Annotated in this window: 11 protein-coding genes; 3 read left to right on the top strand and 8 right to left on the bottom strand. The window is 74.0% G+C overall.

Annotation, left to right across the window (positions count from 1 at the left end; all coding sequences use genetic code 11):
* The first annotated feature begins 414 nt into the window (after positions 1-414).
* Entirely contained in the window at positions 415-1,203 is a 789-nt protein-coding gene (locus ACSLIC_RS26215; protein WP_436740486.1) for a class I SAM-dependent methyltransferase, read from the top strand.
* A 31-nt stretch (positions 1,204-1,234) separates the two neighbouring features.
* Here ACSLIC_RS26215 and ACSLIC_RS26220 read toward each other — a convergent pair whose 3' ends face one another.
* From ACSLIC_RS26220 to ACSLIC_RS26255, 8 genes are all read right to left on the bottom strand, one after another.
* Positions 1,235-1,576: a hypothetical protein gene (locus ACSLIC_RS26220; RefSeq protein WP_436740173.1), complete on the bottom strand. Its 342-nt coding sequence runs from the start codon at positions 1,574-1,576 to the stop codon at positions 1,235-1,237.
* Positions 1,577-2,051: 475 nt separating this feature from the next.
* A complete protein-coding gene (locus ACSLIC_RS26225) occupies positions 2,052-7,280 on the bottom strand; it encodes a beta-ketoacyl synthase N-terminal-like domain-containing protein (RefSeq protein ID WP_436740174.1) in 5,229 nt (1,742 codons plus the stop codon).
* A 146-nt stretch (positions 7,281-7,426) separates the two neighbouring features.
* On the bottom strand, positions 7,427-9,598 hold the full coding sequence (gene pabB / locus ACSLIC_RS26230) for an aminodeoxychorismate synthase component I (RefSeq protein WP_436740175.1): 2,172 nt from the start codon (positions 9,596-9,598) through the stop codon (positions 7,427-7,429).
* A gap of 196 nt (positions 9,599-9,794) precedes the next feature.
* Positions 9,795-10,565, bottom strand: coding sequence for a thioesterase II family protein (locus ACSLIC_RS26235; RefSeq protein WP_436740176.1), 771 nt, complete (start codon positions 10,563-10,565; stop codon positions 9,795-9,797).
* A 114-nt stretch (positions 10,566-10,679) separates the two neighbouring features.
* Positions 10,680-10,874 carry a ferredoxin gene (locus ACSLIC_RS26240; RefSeq protein WP_436740177.1) on the bottom strand — a complete coding sequence of 65 codons (195 nt, stop codon included), beginning with the start codon at positions 10,872-10,874 and terminating at the stop codon, positions 10,680-10,682.
* A 45-nt stretch (positions 10,875-10,919) separates the two neighbouring features.
* A complete protein-coding gene (locus tag ACSLIC_RS26245; RefSeq protein WP_436740178.1) occupies positions 10,920-12,101 on the bottom strand; it encodes a cytochrome P450 in 1,182 nt (393 codons plus the stop codon).
* A gap of 82 nt (positions 12,102-12,183) precedes the next feature.
* Positions 12,184-13,242, bottom strand: a complete 1,059-nt coding sequence (locus ACSLIC_RS26250; RefSeq protein ID WP_436740179.1) for a DegT/DnrJ/EryC1/StrS family aminotransferase — start codon at positions 13,240-13,242, stop codon at positions 12,184-12,186.
* A 54-nt stretch (positions 13,243-13,296) separates the two neighbouring features.
* Positions 13,297-14,673 carry a glycosyltransferase gene (locus ACSLIC_RS26255; RefSeq protein WP_436740180.1) on the bottom strand — a complete coding sequence of 459 codons (1,377 nt, stop codon included), beginning with the start codon at positions 14,671-14,673 and terminating at the stop codon, positions 13,297-13,299.
* A 312-nt stretch (positions 14,674-14,985) separates the two neighbouring features.
* On the opposite strand from ACSLIC_RS26255, the gene ACSLIC_RS26260 reads away from it, so the two are divergent.
* On the top strand, positions 14,986-17,898 hold the full coding sequence (locus tag ACSLIC_RS26260) for a helix-turn-helix transcriptional regulator (protein WP_436740181.1): 2,913 nt from the start codon (positions 14,986-14,988) through the stop codon (positions 17,896-17,898).
* 58 nt (positions 17,899-17,956) lie between these two features.
* Positions 17,957-20,995, top strand: coding sequence for an AAA family ATPase (locus ACSLIC_RS26265; protein ID WP_436740182.1), 3,039 nt, complete (start codon positions 17,957-17,959; stop codon positions 20,993-20,995).
* Positions 20,996-20,997 lie beyond the last annotated feature (2 nt).

Raw genomic sequence — 20,997 nt, forward strand, 5'->3', positions numbered from 1 at the left:
TCTCCGGATATCCCAGGTCCGAGGTCCTACACCACTCGGGCTTAACTGCGACAGGACAGTTCGACGCCTTGTGCCCGTTCTCGGTAGATGTGGCGAGTCCCAGTGGATCTGGCAATCGACCTGGCGGAGTCCCGGAGAGCCTGGCAGCTGGATGTCCCGTCTCATGCAAGCTTGCAGATTCTCACCGCATGTCATGCGACGTGGCGGATTCCCAATGGATCATGGCTGGTCGCCTATGAAACAAACCCGGCCCGGGGCCGGGGGCGCTTGCTGTATTCCGGGAGGGCCCTCCGCACCGGCGTGGCCCGAGAGGGAGAGGACTCCGGGGTAGACGAGATCGACCCGTGCGCCGACGCAGTGCAGCAGTTGGCCGCAGCCAGGAACCGAACTGCTGCAGCGCACGTCTCCCGCACCATGATCTCAAGCGAGCGCCAAGAGCACGAGATTTCCACCAAACTGGTCTCGCCGTCCGCAGTGAGTGTGGATCCGTCGAAGACCAACGACTACAACAGCTTCGCCGAGGCGTACACGGCCGCAAACGAAACCAACCTGGTCAATGCCTACTACGAGCGGCCCGCGATGCTGGCCCTCGCTGGAGACGTGGCCGGCCGGCGGATCCTCGACGCCGGCTGCGGCTCGGGGGCCCTGTTTGCCGCGCTGCGCGACCGTGGCGCCATTGTGAGTGGCTTCGACACGAGTGCCGGGATGCTGGAGCTGGCTCGGCAGCGGCTCGGCGACGGTGCGGACCTGCAGGTGGCGGACCTGGGCAGCCCGCTTCCTTACGCTGATGACACGTTCGACGATGTAGCGGCGTCCCTGGTGCTGCACTACCTGGAGGACTGGGGGCCGGCGCTGGCCGAGCTGCGACGCATACTCAGGCCCGGCGGTCGGCTGATCGCGTCTGTCGACCATCCCTTTGCCATCAACCTCATACACCGCGAGGCCGGTCGCGAGGCCGAGTGCAACTACTTCGACACCACCAAATGGACCGTAGAGTGGACCGTGGGCGGCCAGACCGCCCTGGTGAGCAGATGGAACAGGCCGCTGCACGCGATGATCGAGGCTTTCATCGGGGCCGGTTTCCGGATAACGGTCATCAGCGAGCCGGACCCTGATCCCGCCGCCCGCGAGAAATTCCCCGAGGCCATCGCGGCCGAGCCGCGCTTCCTGTGCTTCCTGTTCTTCGTCCTGCAGGCCGAGTAGCAACCAGAACGACCTGACCGCCGGGAAGCGGTCAGCTGTTCTCGTCGTCGGCCGCTTTCTCGTCGGTGCTCGGGTCACGCAGCGGGCGCAGCCCGGCCGCCGGCGTGCGGGTGAAGGCATAGCGGCCGAGGAAGTCCAACGCGACTTCCAACGAGAGCTGACCTACGACGGGCTCCGGGCCGCCGAAGCCAAGGACAAGAAGGGTGGGCACCGCCCAGCCGTCCCCGGTCTTCGGCGCCAGCGTGCGATCGACGGTGAACTCGATGGATCGGTGCAGGCAGGAAACCCTCTGGGAGCCGCCGCGACTGCGATCCTGCTCGCCTACGGAGCTGCCCCCGAACGGCCCTCCCGGGATGGCCTTACGCCGATGCATCTGGCCTTCAGACGCGGCACGAGATGGCGGTTCGTCTTCTTGAAGCGCACATCGCTCGGCGTCGCGCAGCTAGATAGCGTCCCGACTGGTTTGAGGGGTCGGCTCCCTGGAAGGGACCGCGCTGCTTCGCCGTCAGCGCTGATGCTCCGGGATAACGCACTGCCTGACGTGACATATGCCCGAGATACGGTTGCTCGGTCCTAGCTGAGACGAAGCCAGAACGCCCGTCTCAGACAAGTCCGGGCACGCCAGCTCACAGCGCATCGCTCCCCGGACTTACCTGAGACAGGACAGTTCGTGAGGGGTACTTCCGCTCGTGGGTCTGTGAAGGGTGGGCGACCGGCGGACCGCCTGGTGGGGCCGCGTTCCGGTTGGGGCGCCGGAGCAACGGGACCCGCCCGGAACGTGGTCGGTCAGAGGTCCCCGACGGCTCGCCCGGGGCGAACGCCGCCGACGAGCCGTCGGGCGGGGAGAGTCACGGGGCGCCGCCGTCCATGAGGCGGAACAGCTCCTCGTCCGAGGCGTCGTCCAGATCCAGCGGACCGCTCGCGTCGGCCGCCGTTCCGGTGGCCGACGGAGCCCACCGGCCGGCGAGGGACCGCAGCCGCGCCGCCGTGTCCGAGTCGACCTCGGCGCCCGAGACGAGCAGCGCCTCCAACTCGTCCACCAGGGACACGGCGTCCCGGCGGCCCGGGACCGCACTCCCCCGCAGCGTCTCGCCGATGAGTCGGACCACGGCCGTGGGGGTGGGGTGGTCGAAGATCAGGGTCGGGGGAAGCCGCACGCCGGTGACGGCGGTCAGCCGGTTGCGCAGCTCCACCGCCGTGACGGACGTGACGCCCAGCTCGGTGAAGGCCGTGCCGGTCCCGGCGCGGGAGATCTCACCGCCGGTCACCGCCGCCAGCTCGGTCCGCACCACCTCGGTGACCAGCGCCTCCACCTCGCTGTCGGACAGTCCCGCCAGCCGTTCGGCCAGGCCCGGACCGGTGCCGGCCGCCCGGCCGCCCGGCAGGGACAGCTCCGCGACCACGGAACCGGACGAGGCCAGCCAGTACGCCTCGTGCTGGAAGGCGTAGGTCGGCAGCGGCACCGCGCGGGCCTCCGGCAGCACCGCCCGCCACTCCACGTCCAGGCCGAGCGCGTGCAGTCGTACGGCGGCGGCCAGTGCCGCCTGCTCCTCGTCCGTGTCTCCCCGCACCACCGGCTCCACGGCGGGGCCGTCGCCTGCCTCCGGTTCGCCCAGGCACTCCTCGACCATCGGGGTGAGTGCGGCCTCCGGGCCCAACTCGACGTATATCTCGGTGCGTTCCTCCGCCAGATGGCTGATCGCGTCGGCGAACCGGACGGTGTCCCTGGCATGACGTACCCAGTGGTCCGGGTCGCGGGCCTCCTCGGCGGTGAGCGGCCGTCCGGTGACGCCGGAGACCAGCGGCACCGCGGGCGCGGTGAACGACAGCCCGGCGACCGTCGCCCGGAACTCCGCGAGCATCGGCTCCATCAGCGGCGAGTGGAAGGCGTGGCTGACCATGAGGCGACGCGTCTTGTGCCCGGCGGCGGAGACCTCCGTGACGACCTCGGCCACGGCTCCCTCGGTGCCCGACAGCACCACGGAACGCGGGCCGTTGACGGCGGCGACGGTGATCCCGGCGGTGCGTCCCGCCAGGAGCGGCAGGATCTCCGCCTCGGAGCAGCGCACCGCCGCCATGGCGCCGCCCGGCGGCAGTGCCTGCATCAGCCGCCCCCGCGCGGCGACCAGGGCGCAGGCGTCCGCCAGGGAGAGCACCCCGGCCACGTGGGCGGCGGCGATCTCGCCGACGGAGTGACCCACCAGCCGGTCGGGGACGATCCCCCACGACTCCAGAAGCCGGTGCAGGGCGACCTCGAACGCGAAGAGCGCGGGCTGGGCGTACCCCGTGCCGCCGAGGAGCCCCGCCTCGTCGCTGCCCGGCGCGGCCCACATGACCTCGGTCAGCGGCCGTTCCAGCAGCGGGTCGAGGAGTGCGCACACCTCGCGCAGAGCCGCGTCGAAGACCGGGAACGCGGCGGCGAGCCCGCGCCCCATGCCGAGCCGCTGGCTGCCCTGTCCGGTGAGGACGAAGGCGGTCGCCGGGGCGGGACCGAGCGGGCCGCGGACGACGCTCCCGGGTGCCTCGCCACGGGCGAAGGCGTCGGCGGACGCGACCAGCGCGTCCCGGTCGCCGGTCAGCACGGCGGTGCGGGGGTGCAGCGCCCGGGTGGTGAGCAGGGAGTACGCGAGGTCGCGTGCGGACACCTCCGGGTGCGCGGCGGCGTGTGCGGCCAGGCGCCGGGCCTGGCCACGCAGCGCGTCCGCGTCCTTCGCCGACACCAGCCACGGCACGGCGGCCCGGGGGGCCGCGGCCCGCGCGTCCGCGCTCCGCTCCGTGCCGGCGGCGGGTACGGGCGCCTCCTCCAGGACGAGGTGGGCGTTGGTGCCGCTGATGCCGAAGGACGAGACGCCCGCGCGGCGCGGCCTGCCCTCCTCGCGGGGCCAGTCGCGGGCCCGCGTCAGCAGCTTCACGGTGCCGGGGGACCAGTCCACCCGGGAGGTGGGGTTGCCGGCGTGCAGGGTGGCCGGGAGCAGGTCGTGCCGGAGGGCCAGCACCATCTTGATCACGGCGGCGGCGCCGGCGGCGGCCTGCGTGTGTCCCAGGTTGGACTTCACCGAACCCAGCCACAGCGGACGGTCCTCCGGCCGGTCCCGCCCGTAGGTGTCGAGCAGCGCCTCGGCCTCGATGGGGTCGCCGAGGGCGGTACCGGTCCCGTGCGCCTCGACCACGTCCACCTCGGCGGCGCGGACACCGGCGTCGGCAAGTGCCTGCCGGACGACCCGGCGTTGGGCCGGGCCGTTGGGGGCGGTGAGACCGTTGGAGGCGCCGTCCTGGTTGACGGCGGAGCCGCGGATCACCGCGAGGACCGGGTGGCCGTTGCGGCGGGCGTCGGAGAGCCGCTCCAGCATCAGCAGGCCGGCCCCCTCCGACCAGGCGGCTCCGTCGGCTCCTTCGCCGAAGGACTTGCAGCGGCCGTCGGGGGAGAGGCCCCGCAGCCGGGAGAAGCCCACGAACGCGGCCGGGGTGGCCATCACGGCGACGCCGCCGGCCAGCGCCAGGTCCGACTCGCCGGAGCGCAGCGAGCGGCAGGCCAGGTGCAGGGCGACCAGCGAGGACGAGCAGGCGGTGTCCACGGTGAGCGCCGGACCGCTGAGCCCGAGGGTGTAGGCGATCCGCCCGGAGAGCGCGCCGCCCGCGGTGCCCACCGGCAGCAGGCCCTCCAGCTCCCCGGCCGGGTCGGACGCGCCGGCCGCGTAGTCGTGGTACATCGCACCGGTGAACACACCGGTGCGGCTTCCCCGCAGGGTCCGCGGGGCGATGCCGGCGCGCTCCACGGCCTCCCACGCCGTCTCCAGCAGCAGCCGCTGCTGCGGGTCGGTGGCTAGGGCCTCCCGCGCGGACATCCCGAAGAAGCCGGCGTCGAAGTGGGCCGCGTCGCGCAGGAACCCGCCCTCGCGCGCCACCGAGGTGCCCGGAGCGTCGGGATCGTCACCGAAGAGGGCGTCCAGGTCCCAGCCACGGTCCTCGGGGAAGCCGGACACCGCGTCGACGCCGTCGCGCAGCAGCTTCCACAGCGCCTCGGGGGAGGTGGCGCCGCCGGGCAGGCGGCAGGCCATGGAGACGATCGCGACGGGCTCGTCCTCGGGGGCGGCCGTAGCGGAACTCTCCTCCCCGGCCGGGGAGGAGAGCCCGGCCAGTTCCCGGGCGAGGGCGGCCGGGGTGGGGAAGTCGAAGGCGAGGCCGGCGGGCAGCGGCAGCCCGGTGGCCTCGGCGAGCGCGTTGCGCAGCCGTACGGAGGCGACCGAGTCCAGGCCGTGGGCGCGGAAGGTGGTGTCCGGCCCGATCGGACCGGCAGCGGCAGGCAGCGCGCCGTCCTCGACCGGCACGTCGGCCAGCACCTCGGCAACCGCGGTGACCACCAGCTCCAGGGCTGTCCGGAGACCGGGGCGCGGCGCCCCGGCGGGCGAGACGGCGGTCCGCTCGGCGGCCTCGGCGAGGTACTGCTCCAGCGCCCGCCGGTTGATCTTCCCCGCAGGAGTGCGGGGCAGCTCGGGAAGTGCCACCAGCTCCAGCGGGATCTTGTACTCGGCGGTGCCCAGGCCCCGGAGATGAGCCGTCACCTCGTCGAGCCCGACCGTGGCGCGCGGGCGCGGTGCCGTACCGTCCGCCGGTGCGGCGGCCGGTCGTTCGGTGACCACCAGTACCGGATACTCGCCCAGACGCGGGTCGGGCGCGGCGACCACGGCGAGCGGGCCGATGTCCGGCAGGTCCGCGAGGAGCGCCTGGATCTCCACCGCGTTGAACTTGCGGCCGCCGACGTTGATCAGTTCGGCCGACCGGCCGTGGAAGGTGACCGGGCCGTCCTCGCCGATCGAGGCGAGGTCGCCGGTGCGCAGCCAGCCGTCCTCCGACACCACCGACCGGGTCAGCTCCGGCTCGCCGAAGTAGCCACGGAACATGCTGGGACTGCGGTAGTACAGCTCGCCGGGCTGCCCGGGCGGGCACGGGGCGCCGTCCTCGTCCAGGACGCGCATCTCGGCGTCGCGAGTGGGCCGGCCGACACTGCGGGAGACCACCTCCGGCGCGTCGGCGGAGAGGCTGCTGGTGCCGTTGCCGACTTCCGACATGCCCCACACCACCACCAGTGTGGTGTCCAGGGTCTCCCGCACGTCGCGGACGAGCGCAGGGGGCAGGGCGGCCCCGGCGGTGAGGATCCGGTCGGGCCGGAAGCCGGGCCCGTCCGCGTCCTCGCGCACCCGGGCGACCATGTCGTGCAGCTGGGCGGGGACCGCGACCACCACGCTCGGCCGCTCCCGGCGGGCCAGTTCCAGAAACCGGCCGGCGTCCCACCCGGACAGCAGCACCTGGCGGCCGGCGCGGAAGAGCGCCGAGTACGCCGACTGGAGGCCGAAGCAGTGGGTCAGGGGGCACGCGGTGAGCAGGGTGCCCGCGTAGGCGTCCGCGGTGTCCTCGGTGGCGGCCCGGGAGTTGGTGAGCAGCCCCTCGTGCGAGTGGAGGCAGATCTTGGGCCGCGCCGAGGTGGTGCCCGAGGACGGCAGCAGCAGGAACGGCGAGTCCGGGCGCACCTCGACGGGCAGCGGGTCCGCTCCGGACCACCGCTCCAGCATCTCGGTCACCGTCTCGGTGCCCTCGCCCGCCAGGTCGCCCGTGACGAGCACGGCGCGCAGCTCGGGCAGGGCCTCGCGCAGCGCCGGGCCGGTGAGCGGCCCCCCACCCTCCAGCGTCCGCGCCGGCAGGACGACGGCGGCGGGCCGGACCCGCTCCAGCAGGGCCCGGACGTCCGAGGGGGCGTTGCCCTGGTGCACCGGCATCGTGACCGCCCCGACCGAGGCGGCGGCCAGATGGAGCGTCAGGTACTCCCAGCTGTTGGGCAGGTGCAGGGCCACCACGTCACCGGAGGCGACGCCGGACTCCTGGAGGCCGCGCGCCAGCGCGTCCACCGCCGTCCGCCAGGCACTCCAGGTCAGGGCGTACGCTCCGTCCACCAGGGCCACGGCGTCGCCGCCCCGGTGCACGGCGTCGGCGAACACCCGTGGCAGCGTCAGCCCGTCCAGGGCCCTGCCGGTGGTGCCGGGCGGATCGGTCACGTAGTCGTGTGCGTGGACGGGCACCATCACTCCCGGATGTCGAGCGTCGCCGTCGGGGGGGGAAAACGGTTCCAGACTCTTGCCACGCGGCCCGTGTTTTCCCTAGAGATGCGGCCGGTGCCGGCCGCGCGGGGCCCCGGCGGCCCGCCGGGCCGCCGGGAAACCCCGTGAGGTCACCGGGGCAGGACGAGGTCCTTGGAAGCACCCGCGTCCGTGCCGTCGTCCGGTTCCCCGCCGAGATCCTTGCCGGGAGCCTCACGGCCCGGGAACGCGGTGTCGAGGAGACGCAGCAGCGGGGCAGCCTTGACCGCCGTCTCCTCGAACTCGTCGGCCGGGTCGGAGAGCGCGATGACGGCGCCGCCGACGCCGTAGCGCAGCCTGCCGCCGCCGAGCACCACCGTGCGGATCACGATGGACAGGTCCACCGCGCCGGTGAGGGAGAAGTAGCCGATGGCGCCCGAGTAGACACCGCGCGGCCCGCCTTCCAGCCGGTCGATGATCTGCATGGTGCGGATCTTCGGCGCCCCGGTCATCGACCCGCCCGGGAAGGCCGCCCGGACCGCCGCCACCGGGCTGCTGTCCCCGCGCAGTTGCGCCGTGACGGTACTGACCAGCTGGTGGACGGTCGCGTAGGTCTCGACCTGGAACACCGGGTCGGCGACGACCGAGCCGACCTCGGCGCACCGCCCCAGGTCGTGGCGGACCAGGTCGACGATCATCAGGTTCTCGGCGCGGTCCTTCTCGCAGGTGGCCAGGGCGCGTACGAGCGCGGCGTCCTCCTGCGGGGTGGCACCGCGCGGCCGCGTGCCCTTGATCGGCTTGGACTCCATCCGCCCGTGCCGGTCGATGCGCAGGAACCGCTCCGGGGAGCTGCTGAGCACGGCCATGGGACCGAAGTCCAGGAACGCGGCGAACGGGGCGGGGCTCACCCGGCGCAGCGCGCGGTAGGCCGCCCACGGGGTGAGGTCGGTGTCCGCCCCGGCCATGTTGGTCAGGCAGACCTCGTAGGTCTCCCCGGCGGCTATCTCCTGCTGGCAGACGTCGATCAGCTTCAGGTAGCCGTCCCGGTCGTGGCGCAGCTCCACCGGCCCCGTGGTGCAGACGGGCGCCTCGGGGCACGGTTCGGGCTCCCGCCCGGCGACGGCGTCCAGGGTGGCGGAGGCCGCCGCGAGCCAGGCGCGCGCCCCGGCCTCGGCATCGTCCTCCGCCAGTGCCAACAGGTACGTGGTGCGGGTGCGGTGGTCCAGCACCAGGGCCCGGTCGGCGAAGACCAGCACGGCGTCAGGATCGGGCGAGCGGTGCGCGGCGTCGCCGTCGCACTCGGCCTTCAACTCGTAGCCCAGACAGCCGACCCAGCCGAGCGCGAACGCGAAGGGAAGTCCGGGCACCTCCGTGCGCAGCCCCGCCAGGTCGTTCTCCAGCCAGGTCAGGAAGGTGCTCTCGACCGTGCTGCTCACGCCGTTGGCGGTCACCGTGACCGTCCCGGCGTGCACGTCGGCCTTGGCGGTCCGGGCGAGAGGGCCCGAGGCGTCGCCCATCACGGAGAGCTGTCCCAGCTCGCCCCCGGGGCGGCTGCTGTCGAGCCAGAAGGGGTGGTCACCGGTGCGGAACAGCGAGTCGAAGGCGACCTCGGCGTCCCAGCGGGTGGGCAGCGACTCGGCGATCACCCGGAGCCGCCGTGGCGTCCCGGTGGTGGCCGTCGTCTCCCGGGCGGGCGCGCAGGGCGGGAGCGTGCCGCCTCCGGTCCGGCCGCCGTGGCGTGTTCGCCCGTGCCGCTCGGTGAGGTCGCGGAAGTTGGCCAGCAGCCGGTGGCCGTCCTGGGTGCCGATCGACTCGGGGTGGAACTGCACCCCCCACAGCGGCAGCGTGCGGTGGCGCAGCGCCATCAGCACCCCGTCCGCCGACCAGGCGGTGGCCTCCAGCTCCGGCGGCAGTTCCGTCACTGCGAGGGAGTGGTACCGCACCACCTCCAGCGGCTGCGGCAGCCCCTCGAAGAGCCCGGTGCCGTCGTGCCGTACCGCCGAGGTACGGCCGTGACGGGGCTCGGGGGCCCGCCCCACCCGGGCGCCGTGGGCGAGCGCCATGCCCTGGTGGCCCAGGCAGACGCCGAGCACCGGCAGCCGGCCCTCCTCGGCGATCCGGGCGCAGAGGCCGAAGTCGGCCGGGCGGTGCGGGGTGCCCGGCCCGGGGGAGAGCACCACGTTGTCGAACGCGTCGAGCAGACCCGGTCGCCAGGCCGGGTCGTCGTTGCGGATGACCTCGGGTTCCCGGCCGTTGGCCCGGGACAGGTAGTGGAAGAGGTTGTAGGTGAACGAGTCGTAGTTGTCGACGAGAAGGGTGCGCATCTGTCCTTGTCCCTCAGGCGCGTGAGCGGAAAGTGACGGGGGAGGCGGTCGGACGGGATCGCCGTCCGGGCCTGTGCGGGCTCTCCGGTGGTGCGGACCACATCCGCCGCGTACGCGTGTGCGCCGTCGGCGGTGCGTCGGTCACGGCTCCAGCGCCTGCCCGGCCGGCGGTTCCGCCGACGGCCGGGCCGGACGCTCAGGCGGTCGGGGCGGCCCGGTCGGGGTGGAGGGCCTGGGCGATCTCCGCGTTGACCGCGTCGAGGTGCTGGGTGAGGAAGAAGTGCCCGCCCGCGAAGACCCGCAGCCGGAACGGGCCGGTGGTGTGGTCGCGCCACCGCTCGGCCTCCTCGACGGTGGTCAGCGGGTCGTCCTCACCCGTCAGCACGGTCAGCCCGCAGGCCAGCCGGCGGTCCGGAGGGCAGGTGTAGGTCTCGATGGCGCGGTAGTCGCCGCGCAGCGCGGGCAGCGCCATGCGGAGGATCTCCTCGTCGCCGAGGACCCCGGCCGCCGTGCCGTTCAGCCGCCTCATCTCCGCGACGATCCCGTCGTCGTCCCTCGTGTGGACCCGTTCGGCGCGGGTGGTCGAGGGGGCGCGTCGGCCGGAGGCGATGACGGTGCGCGGCCCGGCGCCCTTCTGCTCCAGCCGCCACGCCGTCTCGAAGGCGAGCGCGGCCCCCATGCTGTGCCCGAAGAAGACGGTGGGCCGCTCGTCCAGCGGGAGCAGTTGCTCGGTGATCAGGTCGGCCAGCGTGCCGAGGTCCGGGACACAGGGCTCCTTGCGGCGGTCCTGCCGACCCGGGTACTGGAGCGAGACGACCTCGGCGCCCGGCGCGAAGCGCGCCGAGACCGGGTGGTAGAAGCTGGCGGAGCCGCCGGCGTGCGGGAAGCACACCAGCCGTACCGCGTCGGCGCCGGCCGGGTGGTACCGCCGCAGCCAGCGGGCCGCGGTGTCGTCAGCGGTGGTCACGGGGGAGTCCCTTCGATGGTTCTGTCGCCGGTCGGTGTTCCGCCGGCGGCGGGTCCGCGGGTGCGACGGCCGGGCCGGACGGGGCACCGGTGCGGGCCCTCGCGCCCGGCTGGTTCAGTCCTCCTGGAGGACGACCGAGGCCGACGGGCACAGATCGCCCGCCGTGCGGACCGCCTCGTGGTCCCGCTCGTCGGGCTCCGAGCGGAGCAGGACCACGACGCCGTCGTCGTCCTGGTCGAAGACCTCCGGCGCGTTCAGGACGCACTGGCCCGCTCCTACGCACTGCTCGCTGTCGATGGTGACACGCATGATCGTTGGCTCCTCGGTGGATGGGGGTCCGTCGGCGACGCCCGGCTACCAGCGCACCGGCAGCTCGTGCAGCCCGAACAGGATCCCGTCGTACTTGTAGGCGAGCTGGTCCTCGGGCACGGCCAGCCGCAGCGTCGGGATGCGCTCGAAGAGCTTGCGGTAGGCGATCTCCATCTCGACCCGGACCAGGTTCTGGCCCAGGCACTGGTGGACGCCGTAGCCGAACGCCACGTGACGGCGCTCCGTGCGCTCCGGGTTGAAGGCGTGCGGACAGCCGAACGCCTCGGTGTCGTGGTTGGCGGAGGCGAGCAGCGGCACGATGCCCTCGCCCTTGCGGATGGTCTGGCCGGCGATCTCCACGTCGTCCACGGCCACCCGCAGCGCCACCATGTCGGCCACCGAGTGCAGGCGCAGCAGCTCCTCCACGAGCCGGTCGTTGCCGATCCACTCCCGGTGCGAGAGCAGCGTGACGACGCCGAGCCCGATGTTGTTCGCCGTGGTCTCGTGGCCCGCGATCAGCAGGAGCAGCAGGACCCCCGACAGCTCCTCGTCCGAGAGCTGGCCCGTCGACAGCAGGCGGCTGATGAGGTCCTCGCCGCGCCACTTCTTCTTGACGACGATGAGCCGGTTGATGTAGCGCAGGAGCTGCCTGGTGGCCTCGGCGCGCTCCTCGTCGGTCGAGGTGCGGATGGCGACCAGCGTGCGGGTGCGGGACTCGAAGAAGTCCCGGTCCGCCGACGGCACGCCCAGCAGCGAGGAGATGACCAGGGACGGCACGGGCAGCGCGAAGTCGTTCACCAGGTCCGCGGTGTTCCCCCCGGCCAGCATCGCGTCGATCCGCTCGTCCACGGTCCGCTCGATCGCCGGCCGCAGCTCACGGACGCGGCGCACGGTGAACTCGGGGATGAGCACCTTGCGGAAACGGTCGTGCTCGGGGGAGTCCAGACCGACGAACCAGCCCGGGATCTGCTCCTGCTTGGGCACCCCCATCGTCTCGCCGACGTTGGGGAAGCCCTCGTTGTCAGGATTCGCGCTGATCCGGGGTTGGGTGAGGACCGCGCGCACGTCCTCGTGCCGGGTCACCAGCCAGATCGGCCGGCCGTTCGGCAGGTGCGTCTGGACCAGGCCGTTCTGCTTCCGGTGTTCGGCGTACTGGGACAGCGGCAGCGGTTCCCGGGGCGTGCGCCGTGGGAAGTCGACCACCGTCGGGCCGGGGCTGGTCGTCATGTCCGCTCCTCGTTTCTCGTCCTGCGTCGGCTGTTGCCGCGCCCGGTCGGGCCGGCGGCGGGCGGTCTGCGGGGGCCGTCGGTCAGCCCGCGCGGTAGAAGTCCCGGACGGCGCCGGTGATGTACTCCTGGTCGGCGGCGGTCAGCCCGGTGTGGGTGGGCAGGTACAGCCCGTCCTCGCTGAACCGGTGGGCGTTGAGCGTCGGCCACACCGGGTCGAGGTAGCCGGGCTGGCGGCTCATCGGCTTGAAGAACAGCCGGGTCTCGATGGAGTGTTCGTCCAGGTGGGCGCGGAGTTCCTCGCGGCGCTCGGCACGCAGGTCGTACATCCACAGGACGTCGCGGGCAGGCATCAGGGTGATGCCGGGGATGTCCTTGAGCCCCGCGTCGTAGCGGGCCTCGATCTCCCGGCGGGTGGCGAGGATCTCGTCGAGCCGCTCGGTCTGGGCCAGGGCGACGGCGCCCTGCATGGCCGTCATCCGGTAGTTGTAGGCCAGTTTCTTGTGCAGGAAGCTGTGGTCGCGGGTGAAGGCCATCGCCCGCAGATGGGCCAGCTGTTCGGCGAGCCGGGGGTCGTCGGTGAGGCAGACGCCCCCCTCGCCGGCCGTGATGATCTTGTTGGCGAAGAGCGAGAAGCAGGCGATGTCGCCGACCGGGCGGACCCCGTGCGCCTCCGCCGAGTCCTCCACCACCCGCAGGTTGTACTGCAGCGCGAGGTCCATCACGGCGTCCATGTCGCAGCGCCGGCCGTAGACGTGCACCGGCATGACCGCCCGGGTGCGCGGAGTGATCTTCTCCTCGATGCGGGTGACGTCGATGTTCAGGTCGTCACCGCAGTCCACGAAGACCGGAGTGGCGCCGGTGTAGGTCACCGCCCACGCGGAGGCGACCATCGTGAACTCCGGCACGATCACCTCGTCACCCGGACCGATGTTCAGCGCGCGCAGCGCCAGGGTGAGGGCGGCGGTGCCGGAGGAACAGGCCACACCGTGCGCCACGCCGTTCCACTCGGCGAAGGCGTCCTCGAAACGCCGGACGTACGGTCCCTGGGAGGAGATCCAGCCGCCGGAGACGGCGTCGGATACGTACTCCAGTTCGCGGCCGTCCAGAGCGGGCCGGGAGACGGGATGGGTGAAGGCCATGGGGTCCTCGCTGCTGTCGGTCGATGGGTCAGGCGGTCTCGGGCGCGGCCGCTGTCATGCCGCCGGGAGCAGGCCGGTCACGAGATCGGCGGCGGCCTCACGGCCTCCGGCCGCCCGCTGCAGCGCGCCCAGGCGTTCGGCCTCGGTACGGAAGGAGGGGTCGGAGGTGACCCGGGTCAGCTTGTCCACCACGTCGTCGGGGTCGACGGTGTGCGGCTTGTCCAGGGTCAGGCTGATGCCGAAGTCGCGGCCGCGGACCGCCTGGTCGAAGCAGTCCACCCACAGGGGCCGCACGACCTGCGGCTTACCGAAGTAGACGCCCTCGTGGTAGGCGTTGCCGCCGCCGTGCGAGAAGAAGACGGAGACGTTCGGGTGGGCCAGCACGTCGAGCTGCGAGGGCACCCAGCTCTCCACCCGCAGGTTGTCCGGCAGCGACCCGGCTTCGGGCAGCAGGTGCTGCTGCCCCATGGGCAGCTTCCACAGGAACTGGTGGGTGCCGGACATCCGCCGGGCCACCTCCACCAGCGCCGCGACCTCCTCGCGGGTGAGGCGGGTGATGGTGCCGAAGCCCATGTAGACCACCGACGACTGCGCGTCGAGCCACCTGGTGACCTCGTCGTCGTCCGGTGCCTCGGGCAGCGGCGGCAGCACGGCGCCCACCAGGCTCACCCGGTCCGGGATGTCGAAGGGATAGTCCAGTTCCGCGACGGAGGAGCACACCACGGCGGCGGCCTCGTCGACCCGGGTCATGGCGTTCGGCGGGGCGATGCCCAGCTCCTTGCGTATCGCGGCGTCCTCGCGCAGCAGCGCCGCCATGTCCGGGTGCAGGAACATGCCGAGCGTCCGCCACTTGAACAGCGTGTTGGCCAGCTTCTGCCGCACCGACATCCGCGCGGGCAGCCCCGAGTTGGGCACCGGGAAGGTCTTGGGGGTGTACGAGGCGCCGAACGGGTTGTGCGAGGTCAGGACGTTGCTGGCGACGAACGGCACGTTCAGCACGTACGGGATGCCCCGGGCCAGGGCCAGGTCGACGCCGAAGCCCGCGACGCAGTCGACGACCATCAGCGCCGGCCGCACCTCGTCGACGACCTGCTCCAGCTCGCGGTACTTGCGCGCCTGGAGCGCGGGCCGGTAGGACTGCCGGACGACCGCGCGGTGGGCCTTGAAGCGGGAGGACTGGGTGACCTCGCGGTACACCTCGTCGTCCCAGGTCACCGCCGACAGTTCGGGGACCACCTCGCCCAGCGAGGCGAACGACACCTTGGAGACGTCCGACAGCGCCTCCACCTCCTCGCGCCGGTGCTCGTCGGTGGCGAACCACAGGTCCGGCACACCGCGCCGGGCAAGCTCCCCGGCCAGCACCAGCAACGGGTTGAGCAGCCCGCTCTCGGGGAGGCTGACGAAGAGGATCGGCCGGGCGGCGGAGTCCATGGGAGCCCTTTCACGAAGTGACGGCGACAGTCGCCGCGCCCCGCCGGTCACGCGCGGACGGGCGCGGGGCGGTGGCGGATGCCGCCCGCCGGCCGGGCCGGACAGGGGCGGCCCCGACCGCACCACCACTTGATCTCACGTCCGGCACCGGGGAAATCCTTAGATTCGGCGCCGGGCCGCTGCGCCGGCCACCCGGGTGTGCGTAGATGTGGGTCCGGTGGGGCAGGTGACCGGTCCCGGGGCGCCGCCCCGGGACCGGTCCGGTTCCGCCGGGCCGCCGTCCCTGGCCCCGTCGACGCGAGGGAAAGCCCCATGCCTCACCGGTCCCGTGCCGTGCCCCCGGCCCCGCCCCTCGTCGGCCGGGCCCACCAGCTCGACGCCCTCGCCCGGCACGCGGACGCCGCCCGCGCGGGCAGACCCCGCCTGGTGCTCCTGGACGGCCCTGCCGGAATCGGCAAGACCGCCCTGCTGCGCACCGCCCTGGCCGAGGACGGCCCCCTCGCCGGCATGACCGCCCTCTACGGCTCCTGCCGCGCCGTCGACGTCGCCACGGGCTACAGCGGGGTCCGCGCCCTGTTCGGCGGACTCGGCCTGACCGGCCGCAAGGGCCGTACCTCCCCGCTCCTCGCAGGCGGCGCCCGGCGCGCGCTGCCCGCCCTGGCCGCCGACCCCGGGGAGCTGGACGCCGATCCCGGCAGCACCTTCTCCGTCCTCCAGGGCCTGTACTGGCTCGCGGCCAACCTCATGGCGGACGGCCCCCTGGTGCTCGTCCTCGACGACGTCCACTGGTGCGACGAGCGGTCCCTGCGCTGGCTCGACTTCCTGCTGCGCCGCGCCGACGGCCTGCCGCTCCTCGTCGTCGCCGCCCACCGCACCGGCACCGGCCTCACCGCTCCCGACGCCCTCGCCGACCTGGTCGCCCACCACCTGCCGGCCTCACTCGGGATCGGCCCGCTGGACACCGCCGAGGTGGCGGAGCTGACTGCTCACTCCTTCCCGGAGCAGGACCCCCTGCCGTCGTTCGTCGGCCGCCTTCTCTCCGTGACCGGCGGCAGCCCGCTGGAGATCGTCCGGCTCCTGCGCGACCTGCGCTCCGCCGGACTGGGCCCCGACGACGCCGGGACGGCACGCCTCGCCCAGGCCGGCGGGAAGGTCGTCGCCGCCTCCGTCCGGGGCGTGCTGGAACACCAGCCGGACTGGGTGCACCAGGTCGCGCGTGCCGTGGCCGTGCTCGGCGACGAGGACCCGACGTACCTGGCCGCCCTCGGCAGGGTCTCCGTCGTCCACGTGGAGGAGGCCGTGGAGATCCTGCGCGACGCCGGGCTGATCCACCCCGGCCACCTGGAGCTCTCCCACGACCTGGTGCGCGCCGCGGTCCTCGACGCCGTCGGCGCGCCGGGCGTCGCCGTCCTGCGCGGACGCGCCGCCCGGCTCCTCAGCGACGTCGGACGGTCCCCCGAGGAGATCGCCACGCAGCTGCTGCTGGTCCCGGGCACCCCCGACGACTGGGCGGTCTCCGTGCTCCGCGACGCCGCGGCCCAGGCCGAACAGCGCGGCGCCTGTGAGGCCGCCGCCCGCTACCTGGAGCGCGTACGCGAGGCCGAGCCGAAGGACCCCGACGTCCTCTCCCGGCTCGGCAAGGCGCTGGCCGAGACCGACCCGGCCCGCTCGGTGATCCTGCTGCACGAGGCCCACTCCCTGACCACGGACGTCCGTGCCCGCGCCGCCACAGCGGTCCAGCTGGGCCTGACCTGCCTCGCCGTGCAGCAGTCGCCGGACGGCGCCCGGGTCCTCACCGAGGCGCTGGACGCCCTCGACGCCGAGCTGGGCCCCGAGCCCGAACCCGCCGACCGCGAACTGCGCACCCTCACGGAGTCGGCCCTGCTGATCGTGGGCTCCGACGAGAAGGCCACCCTGCCCGACGTCCTGCGCCGGACCTCCGGCCTCACCCCGCAGCCGGGAGACACCCCCGCCCAGCGTCAGCAACTCGCCGTGCTGAGCGTGCTCTCCGCCGCCGAGGGCGGGGGAGCGGAGGAGACCGTACGCCGGGCCCGTCGCGCGCTGCGCGCCCCCGGGGTGCCGCTGGGCGTGTGGTCCCTGCTGCCCACCTCGCTCGCCCTGTCGCTGGCCGACGAGAACGAGGCCGCCGAGGAGGTTCTGGAGACCGTGCTGCGCGGCAGCGGCGACACCGCCGCGGTCTGGACGTACGTGCTCGCGCTGTCCACCCGGTCGCTGTTCCGCCTGGAGAACGGGGCGGTGCCGGACGCGATGGCCGACGCGCAGACCGCGCTGGAGATCCTCGGCCAGGAAGGCTGGGGCGACACCGCCACGATGCCGCACACGGCGTACGCCTCCGTCCTCACCGAGCGGGGTGATCCGGGGCGCGCGCTGGAGGCGCTGGGTGCCATCAAACGCCCCCACCTGGACCGCTTCGTCTGGGAGTACCACTGGTACCTGATGGCGCGGGGCCGGGCGCTGGCCGCCGACGGCGACGTGGACGGAGCCCTGGAGGTCTTCGGGGCCTGCGGCGCGTCGATGGCGGAGGCCGGACTCACCAACCCGGTCCTCGCGCCGTGGTGGCTGGAGACGGCCTGTCTGCTGGGCGAGGCAGGACGCGGCGAGGAGGCGGGGCGGGCCGCCGCACACGGCACCCGGCTCGCCGAACGCTGGGGCACCCGCCGGGCCCTGGGGTACGCCGCGCTCGCCCGGGGCGCGGCGGCGCGTGGCGCGGCGCGTACCGGGGCGCTGCGTGAGGCGGTCGCCCTGCTGGCGGACTCGCCCGCGCGGAGCGGGCACGCCCGCGGCCTGTTGCTGCTGGGACGCGCCCTGGTGGAGGACGGAGCCGTGCGGGAGGGCCGGGAGCATCTGCGGGAGGCCGTCGGGCTGGCCCGGCGGTGCGGGTGCGTCGCCCTCGCCCGGCGCGCCCGCGACGAGCTGATCGCGGCCGGCGGGCGGATGCGCGAGGTCACCGCCTCACCGCTGGACATGCTCACCGGCACCGAACGCACCGTGGCCGGGCTGGTCGCCTCGGGCGCCGGCAACCGCGAAGTGGCGGAGTCCCTCTTCGTCACCGTGCGGACCGTGGAACTCCACCTCACCAGCGTCTACCGGAAACTGGGAGTCGCGCGCCGGGCCGATCTGACCGAGGCTCTGCGCGGGGCCGGCCCCACCGCTCGGTCGGCTGCGGAGAGGCGGCCGGGACATGCGAAGCGGAGAAATCCATAGGAAAAACAGTGGGTTACGTACGCTCACCTGCTGCACTGCGCAAATGTATGATCTTCACATGCCGCCCATCGAGCTCCCGCTCCTGGAGCGCGACCGCGAACTGGCCGCCCTCTCCGCCGTGATCGGCGAGCTCGGTTCCGGCCGCCCCGCGGTGGTGACGGTGACCGGAGAACCGGGGCTCGGCCAGAACGATCTGCTGCGCTGGGCCGCCGCGTACGCCACCGACGCCGGACTGCGCGTCCTCAGCGCCCACGCCACCCCCGCCGAACACGAGGTGCGGTACGGCGTGGTGGCCCAGCTCCTCGCGGAGGAGAACCGCGCACTCGCCCCGCGCCTCTTCCTCACCGACGAGCAGCCCGGCGGGCTGCCGGGCCTCACCGGCCTGCTCAACGCCGTCCGTGACCGGCCCACCCTGCTCGTGGTACGCGACACCCAGTGGCTCGACCCGGCCTCCCTGCGCTGGCTGGAAGCCCTCGCCCGGCGGCTGCCCCGCGCCCCGGTCGCCCTGCTCACCAGCACCACCGGCACCGCCCTCACCCGGCCCGACTGGAGCGTCGGCACCCCCCTGACCGGACTGGCCACCACCATCGAGCTGGCGTTGCCGCCCCTCACCTCCAGCGGCACCGCCACCGCCGTCCTGCGGGCCTTCGGCGCCCCGGGGGACCCCGCCTTCACCGAGGCCCTCGCCGAGGCGACCCGGGGCATCCCGGCCGTGGTCCACGACGTGCTGGACCGTTTCGCCCGCGCGGGGCACAGCCCCCGGGCCGACCGGATCGACCCACTGCGCGCCCTGACCGCGGAGGTCGTCGGCGACCACGCCACCCGCGCCCTCAGCGACCTTCGCGACCCGGCCGCCGTCGACGCCCTGCGCGCCCTCGCCGTCTGCGGCGACCTCCTCGACTTTCCCCTCGTCTGCACGCTCGCCGGACCGCACTCCGTCTCCGAGTCCCGCCTGCGCGCCGCCCTGGCGGCCAGCGGTCTGACCACCCTGCGCGACGGTCACCCCCGGGTCCAGGACGCCGTCGTACGCGCCCGCGTCCTGGAGGAGATGCCCGTCGCGGACCGGGCCGAGCTGTACGCACGCGCCGCCGGGCTCGCCCAGCGCGTCGCCGCCGACGACCAGGGCATAGCCGACCTGCTGCTGCTGGCCCGCCCCGTCGGCGACCCCTGGGCCGTCGACACCCTGCGGCGGGGCTTCACCTCCGCGCTGCGCGGAGGCCGCCGCGACCTGGCCGTCGCCTACCTGGCGCGCGCCCTGGACGAGCCACTGGCAGCCGAGGACCGCGCCCGGATCGAGTTCCAGCTGGCCTCCGTGGAGATGGTCACCGCCCCCGCAGCCGCCGAACGCCGCCTGGGCGGGCTCATCCGCGCCACCCGGCCCGGCCCCGGCGCCGGACTGCGGGCCCGCGCCACCGACCTGTGCCTCCTCGGCGGAGACACCCGTGCGGCCCGCCACGCCCTCGCCGGAGCCATCGATTCGGCCCCGGCCGCCCCCGAACCACGACGTGGCCCGCCCGGCGCCCCGGCCGTCCCGCCCGAGGCGGAGCCCCCGTCGACTCCCCGCACCCACCTCGTCCCTCACCGTCCCTACGCGGGCACCCCGCCCGGCGCCGCCGGGCCGGACGGGAGAAGATCCGCCGCGCCGGACCTCCCAGGCACGCCCCGCGCCCACGGCGGCCCCCGCTCGTCCGGTCCCGAGGCCGTAGGACGACCGGACACCGCCGGACCGGACGAGGACCCGGCGGGCGCCGAGCGGCACGAACTGACCGTCCTGTGCCGCGTCGCCTCCTTCCTCCGCCACGACGACGCCGACCTCGACGTCCTCCCCGTCCCCGCCCTGCCCGACGCGGTGCACAACCCGGCCGTCGCGGGGGTCTGGGCCTGGGAACACGGCGTGGTCGGCCTCCACCGCGAGGAGGTACGCAGACTCGCCCGCTCCGCCTTCGTCCCCGCCGCCACCGGCCGCCCGCTCCTCGTCGTACCCCGGCTGCTCGGCTGCCGCGCCCTCCTGCTCACCGACGACGGCGACGAGGCGGAGAACCACCTCGGTGCCCTGCTCGACGAGTCCCACCGGGAGCGCGCGGCGATCTCGGTCGCCCACATCCTCACCGTCCGCGCCGAACTGCACATCCGCCACGGCCGCCCCGACGCCGCCGCCCGTGACCTGGCCGCCGCCCAGGCGGAACTCCCGCTGGACCGCCTCCACCCCCTCTTCCTCCCGTACTGGCTCGCCCTGAGCATGATCACCGATCTCCGGAACGGCCACACCGAACGGGCCCGCGAGACCGCCGCCCGGCCGCTGCCGCCGCTCGCCCACGAGAGCGTCACCACCGCCCAACTGCTCTTCGCCCGGGGGGTGCTGGCCCGCACGGCCGACGAGCCCCACCAGGCCAGGGAACACTTCCGCGCCTGCGGTCGCTGGCTCCTGCGGCACGGCTGCGTCAACCCCGCCGTCCAGCCCTGGCGCTCCCTCGCCGCCGAGGCCGCCCACACCCTCGGCGACACCGAGGAGGCCGGCCGGCTGGTCCACGAGGAGGTCCGCCTCGCCCGCCGCTGGGGTGCCGCCGCGCCCCTCGGCCGCGCACAGCTCAGCCTCGCCGTCGTCACCGAGGAGAACCGGGTCGAGAACCTCCGCGCCGCCGTCGCCACCCTCAGCGCGGCACCCGCCCGCACCGCCTACACCCGGGCCGTCATCGAACTGGCCGCCGCCGAGCGCGAGGAGAACGAGCGCCGGGCCGCCGTCGCCCTAGGCCCGGCCGCCACGGTGCTCCCGCCGGTCGTCCCACCCCCCGGTCCGCACGTCCCCTCCGCGGCCCGGCCCCTCGGCCGGCCCCCCGGCCCGCGCCCGGCGGTGCTGACCGGCCGGAGGACCGCGAAGGCCCCGGGCCACGACGACGCCGTCTGGCACGGCCTGACCACCGTCGAACGGGAGACCGCGGCCCGCGCCGCCCAGGGCCTGGGCAACCGGGAGATCGCCACGGAACTCGCCGTGACCACGCGCGCCGTGGAGCTGCGCCTCAGCGGCGTCTACCGCAAACTCCGCATCCGCGGACGTGAGGAACTGCGCGCACTCGTCCAAGAAGCGGAGGGCAGCTGATC

The sequence above is a fragment of the Streptomyces sp. BBFR102 genome (assembly GCF_051397025.1).
In the GTDB taxonomy this organism is placed as follows: Bacteria; Actinomycetota; Actinomycetes; order Streptomycetales; family Streptomycetaceae; genus Streptomyces.

Coding starts and splice junctions, on each gene's coding strand:
- ACSLIC_RS26225 (WP_436740174.1), bottom strand. CDS start 7,280: ATGGTGCCCGTCCACGCACACGACTACGTGACCGATCCGCCCGGCACC.
- ACSLIC_RS26240 (WP_436740177.1), bottom strand. CDS start 10,874: ATGCGTGTCACCATCGACAGCGAGCAGTGCGTAGGAGCGGGCCAGTGC.
- ACSLIC_RS26245 (WP_436740178.1), bottom strand. CDS start 12,101: ATGACGACCAGCCCCGGCCCGACGGTGGTCGACTTCCCACGGCGCACG.
- ACSLIC_RS26215 (WP_436740486.1), top strand. CDS start 415: ATGATCTCAAGCGAGCGCCAAGAGCACGAGATTTCCACCAAACTGGTC.
- pabB (WP_436740175.1), bottom strand. CDS start 9,598: ATGCGCACCCTTCTCGTCGACAACTACGACTCGTTCACCTACAACCTC.
- ACSLIC_RS26220 (WP_436740173.1), bottom strand. CDS start 1,576: ATGCATCGGCGTAAGGCCATCCCGGGAGGGCCGTTCGGGGGCAGCTCC.
- ACSLIC_RS26265 (WP_436740182.1), top strand. CDS start 17,957: ATGCCGCCCATCGAGCTCCCGCTCCTGGAGCGCGACCGCGAACTGGCC.
- ACSLIC_RS26255 (WP_436740180.1), bottom strand. CDS start 14,673: ATGGACTCCGCCGCCCGGCCGATCCTCTTCGTCAGCCTCCCCGAGAGC.
- ACSLIC_RS26260 (WP_436740181.1), top strand. CDS start 14,986: ATGCCTCACCGGTCCCGTGCCGTGCCCCCGGCCCCGCCCCTCGTCGGC.
- ACSLIC_RS26250 (WP_436740179.1), bottom strand. CDS start 13,242: ATGGCCTTCACCCATCCCGTCTCCCGGCCCGCTCTGGACGGCCGCGAA.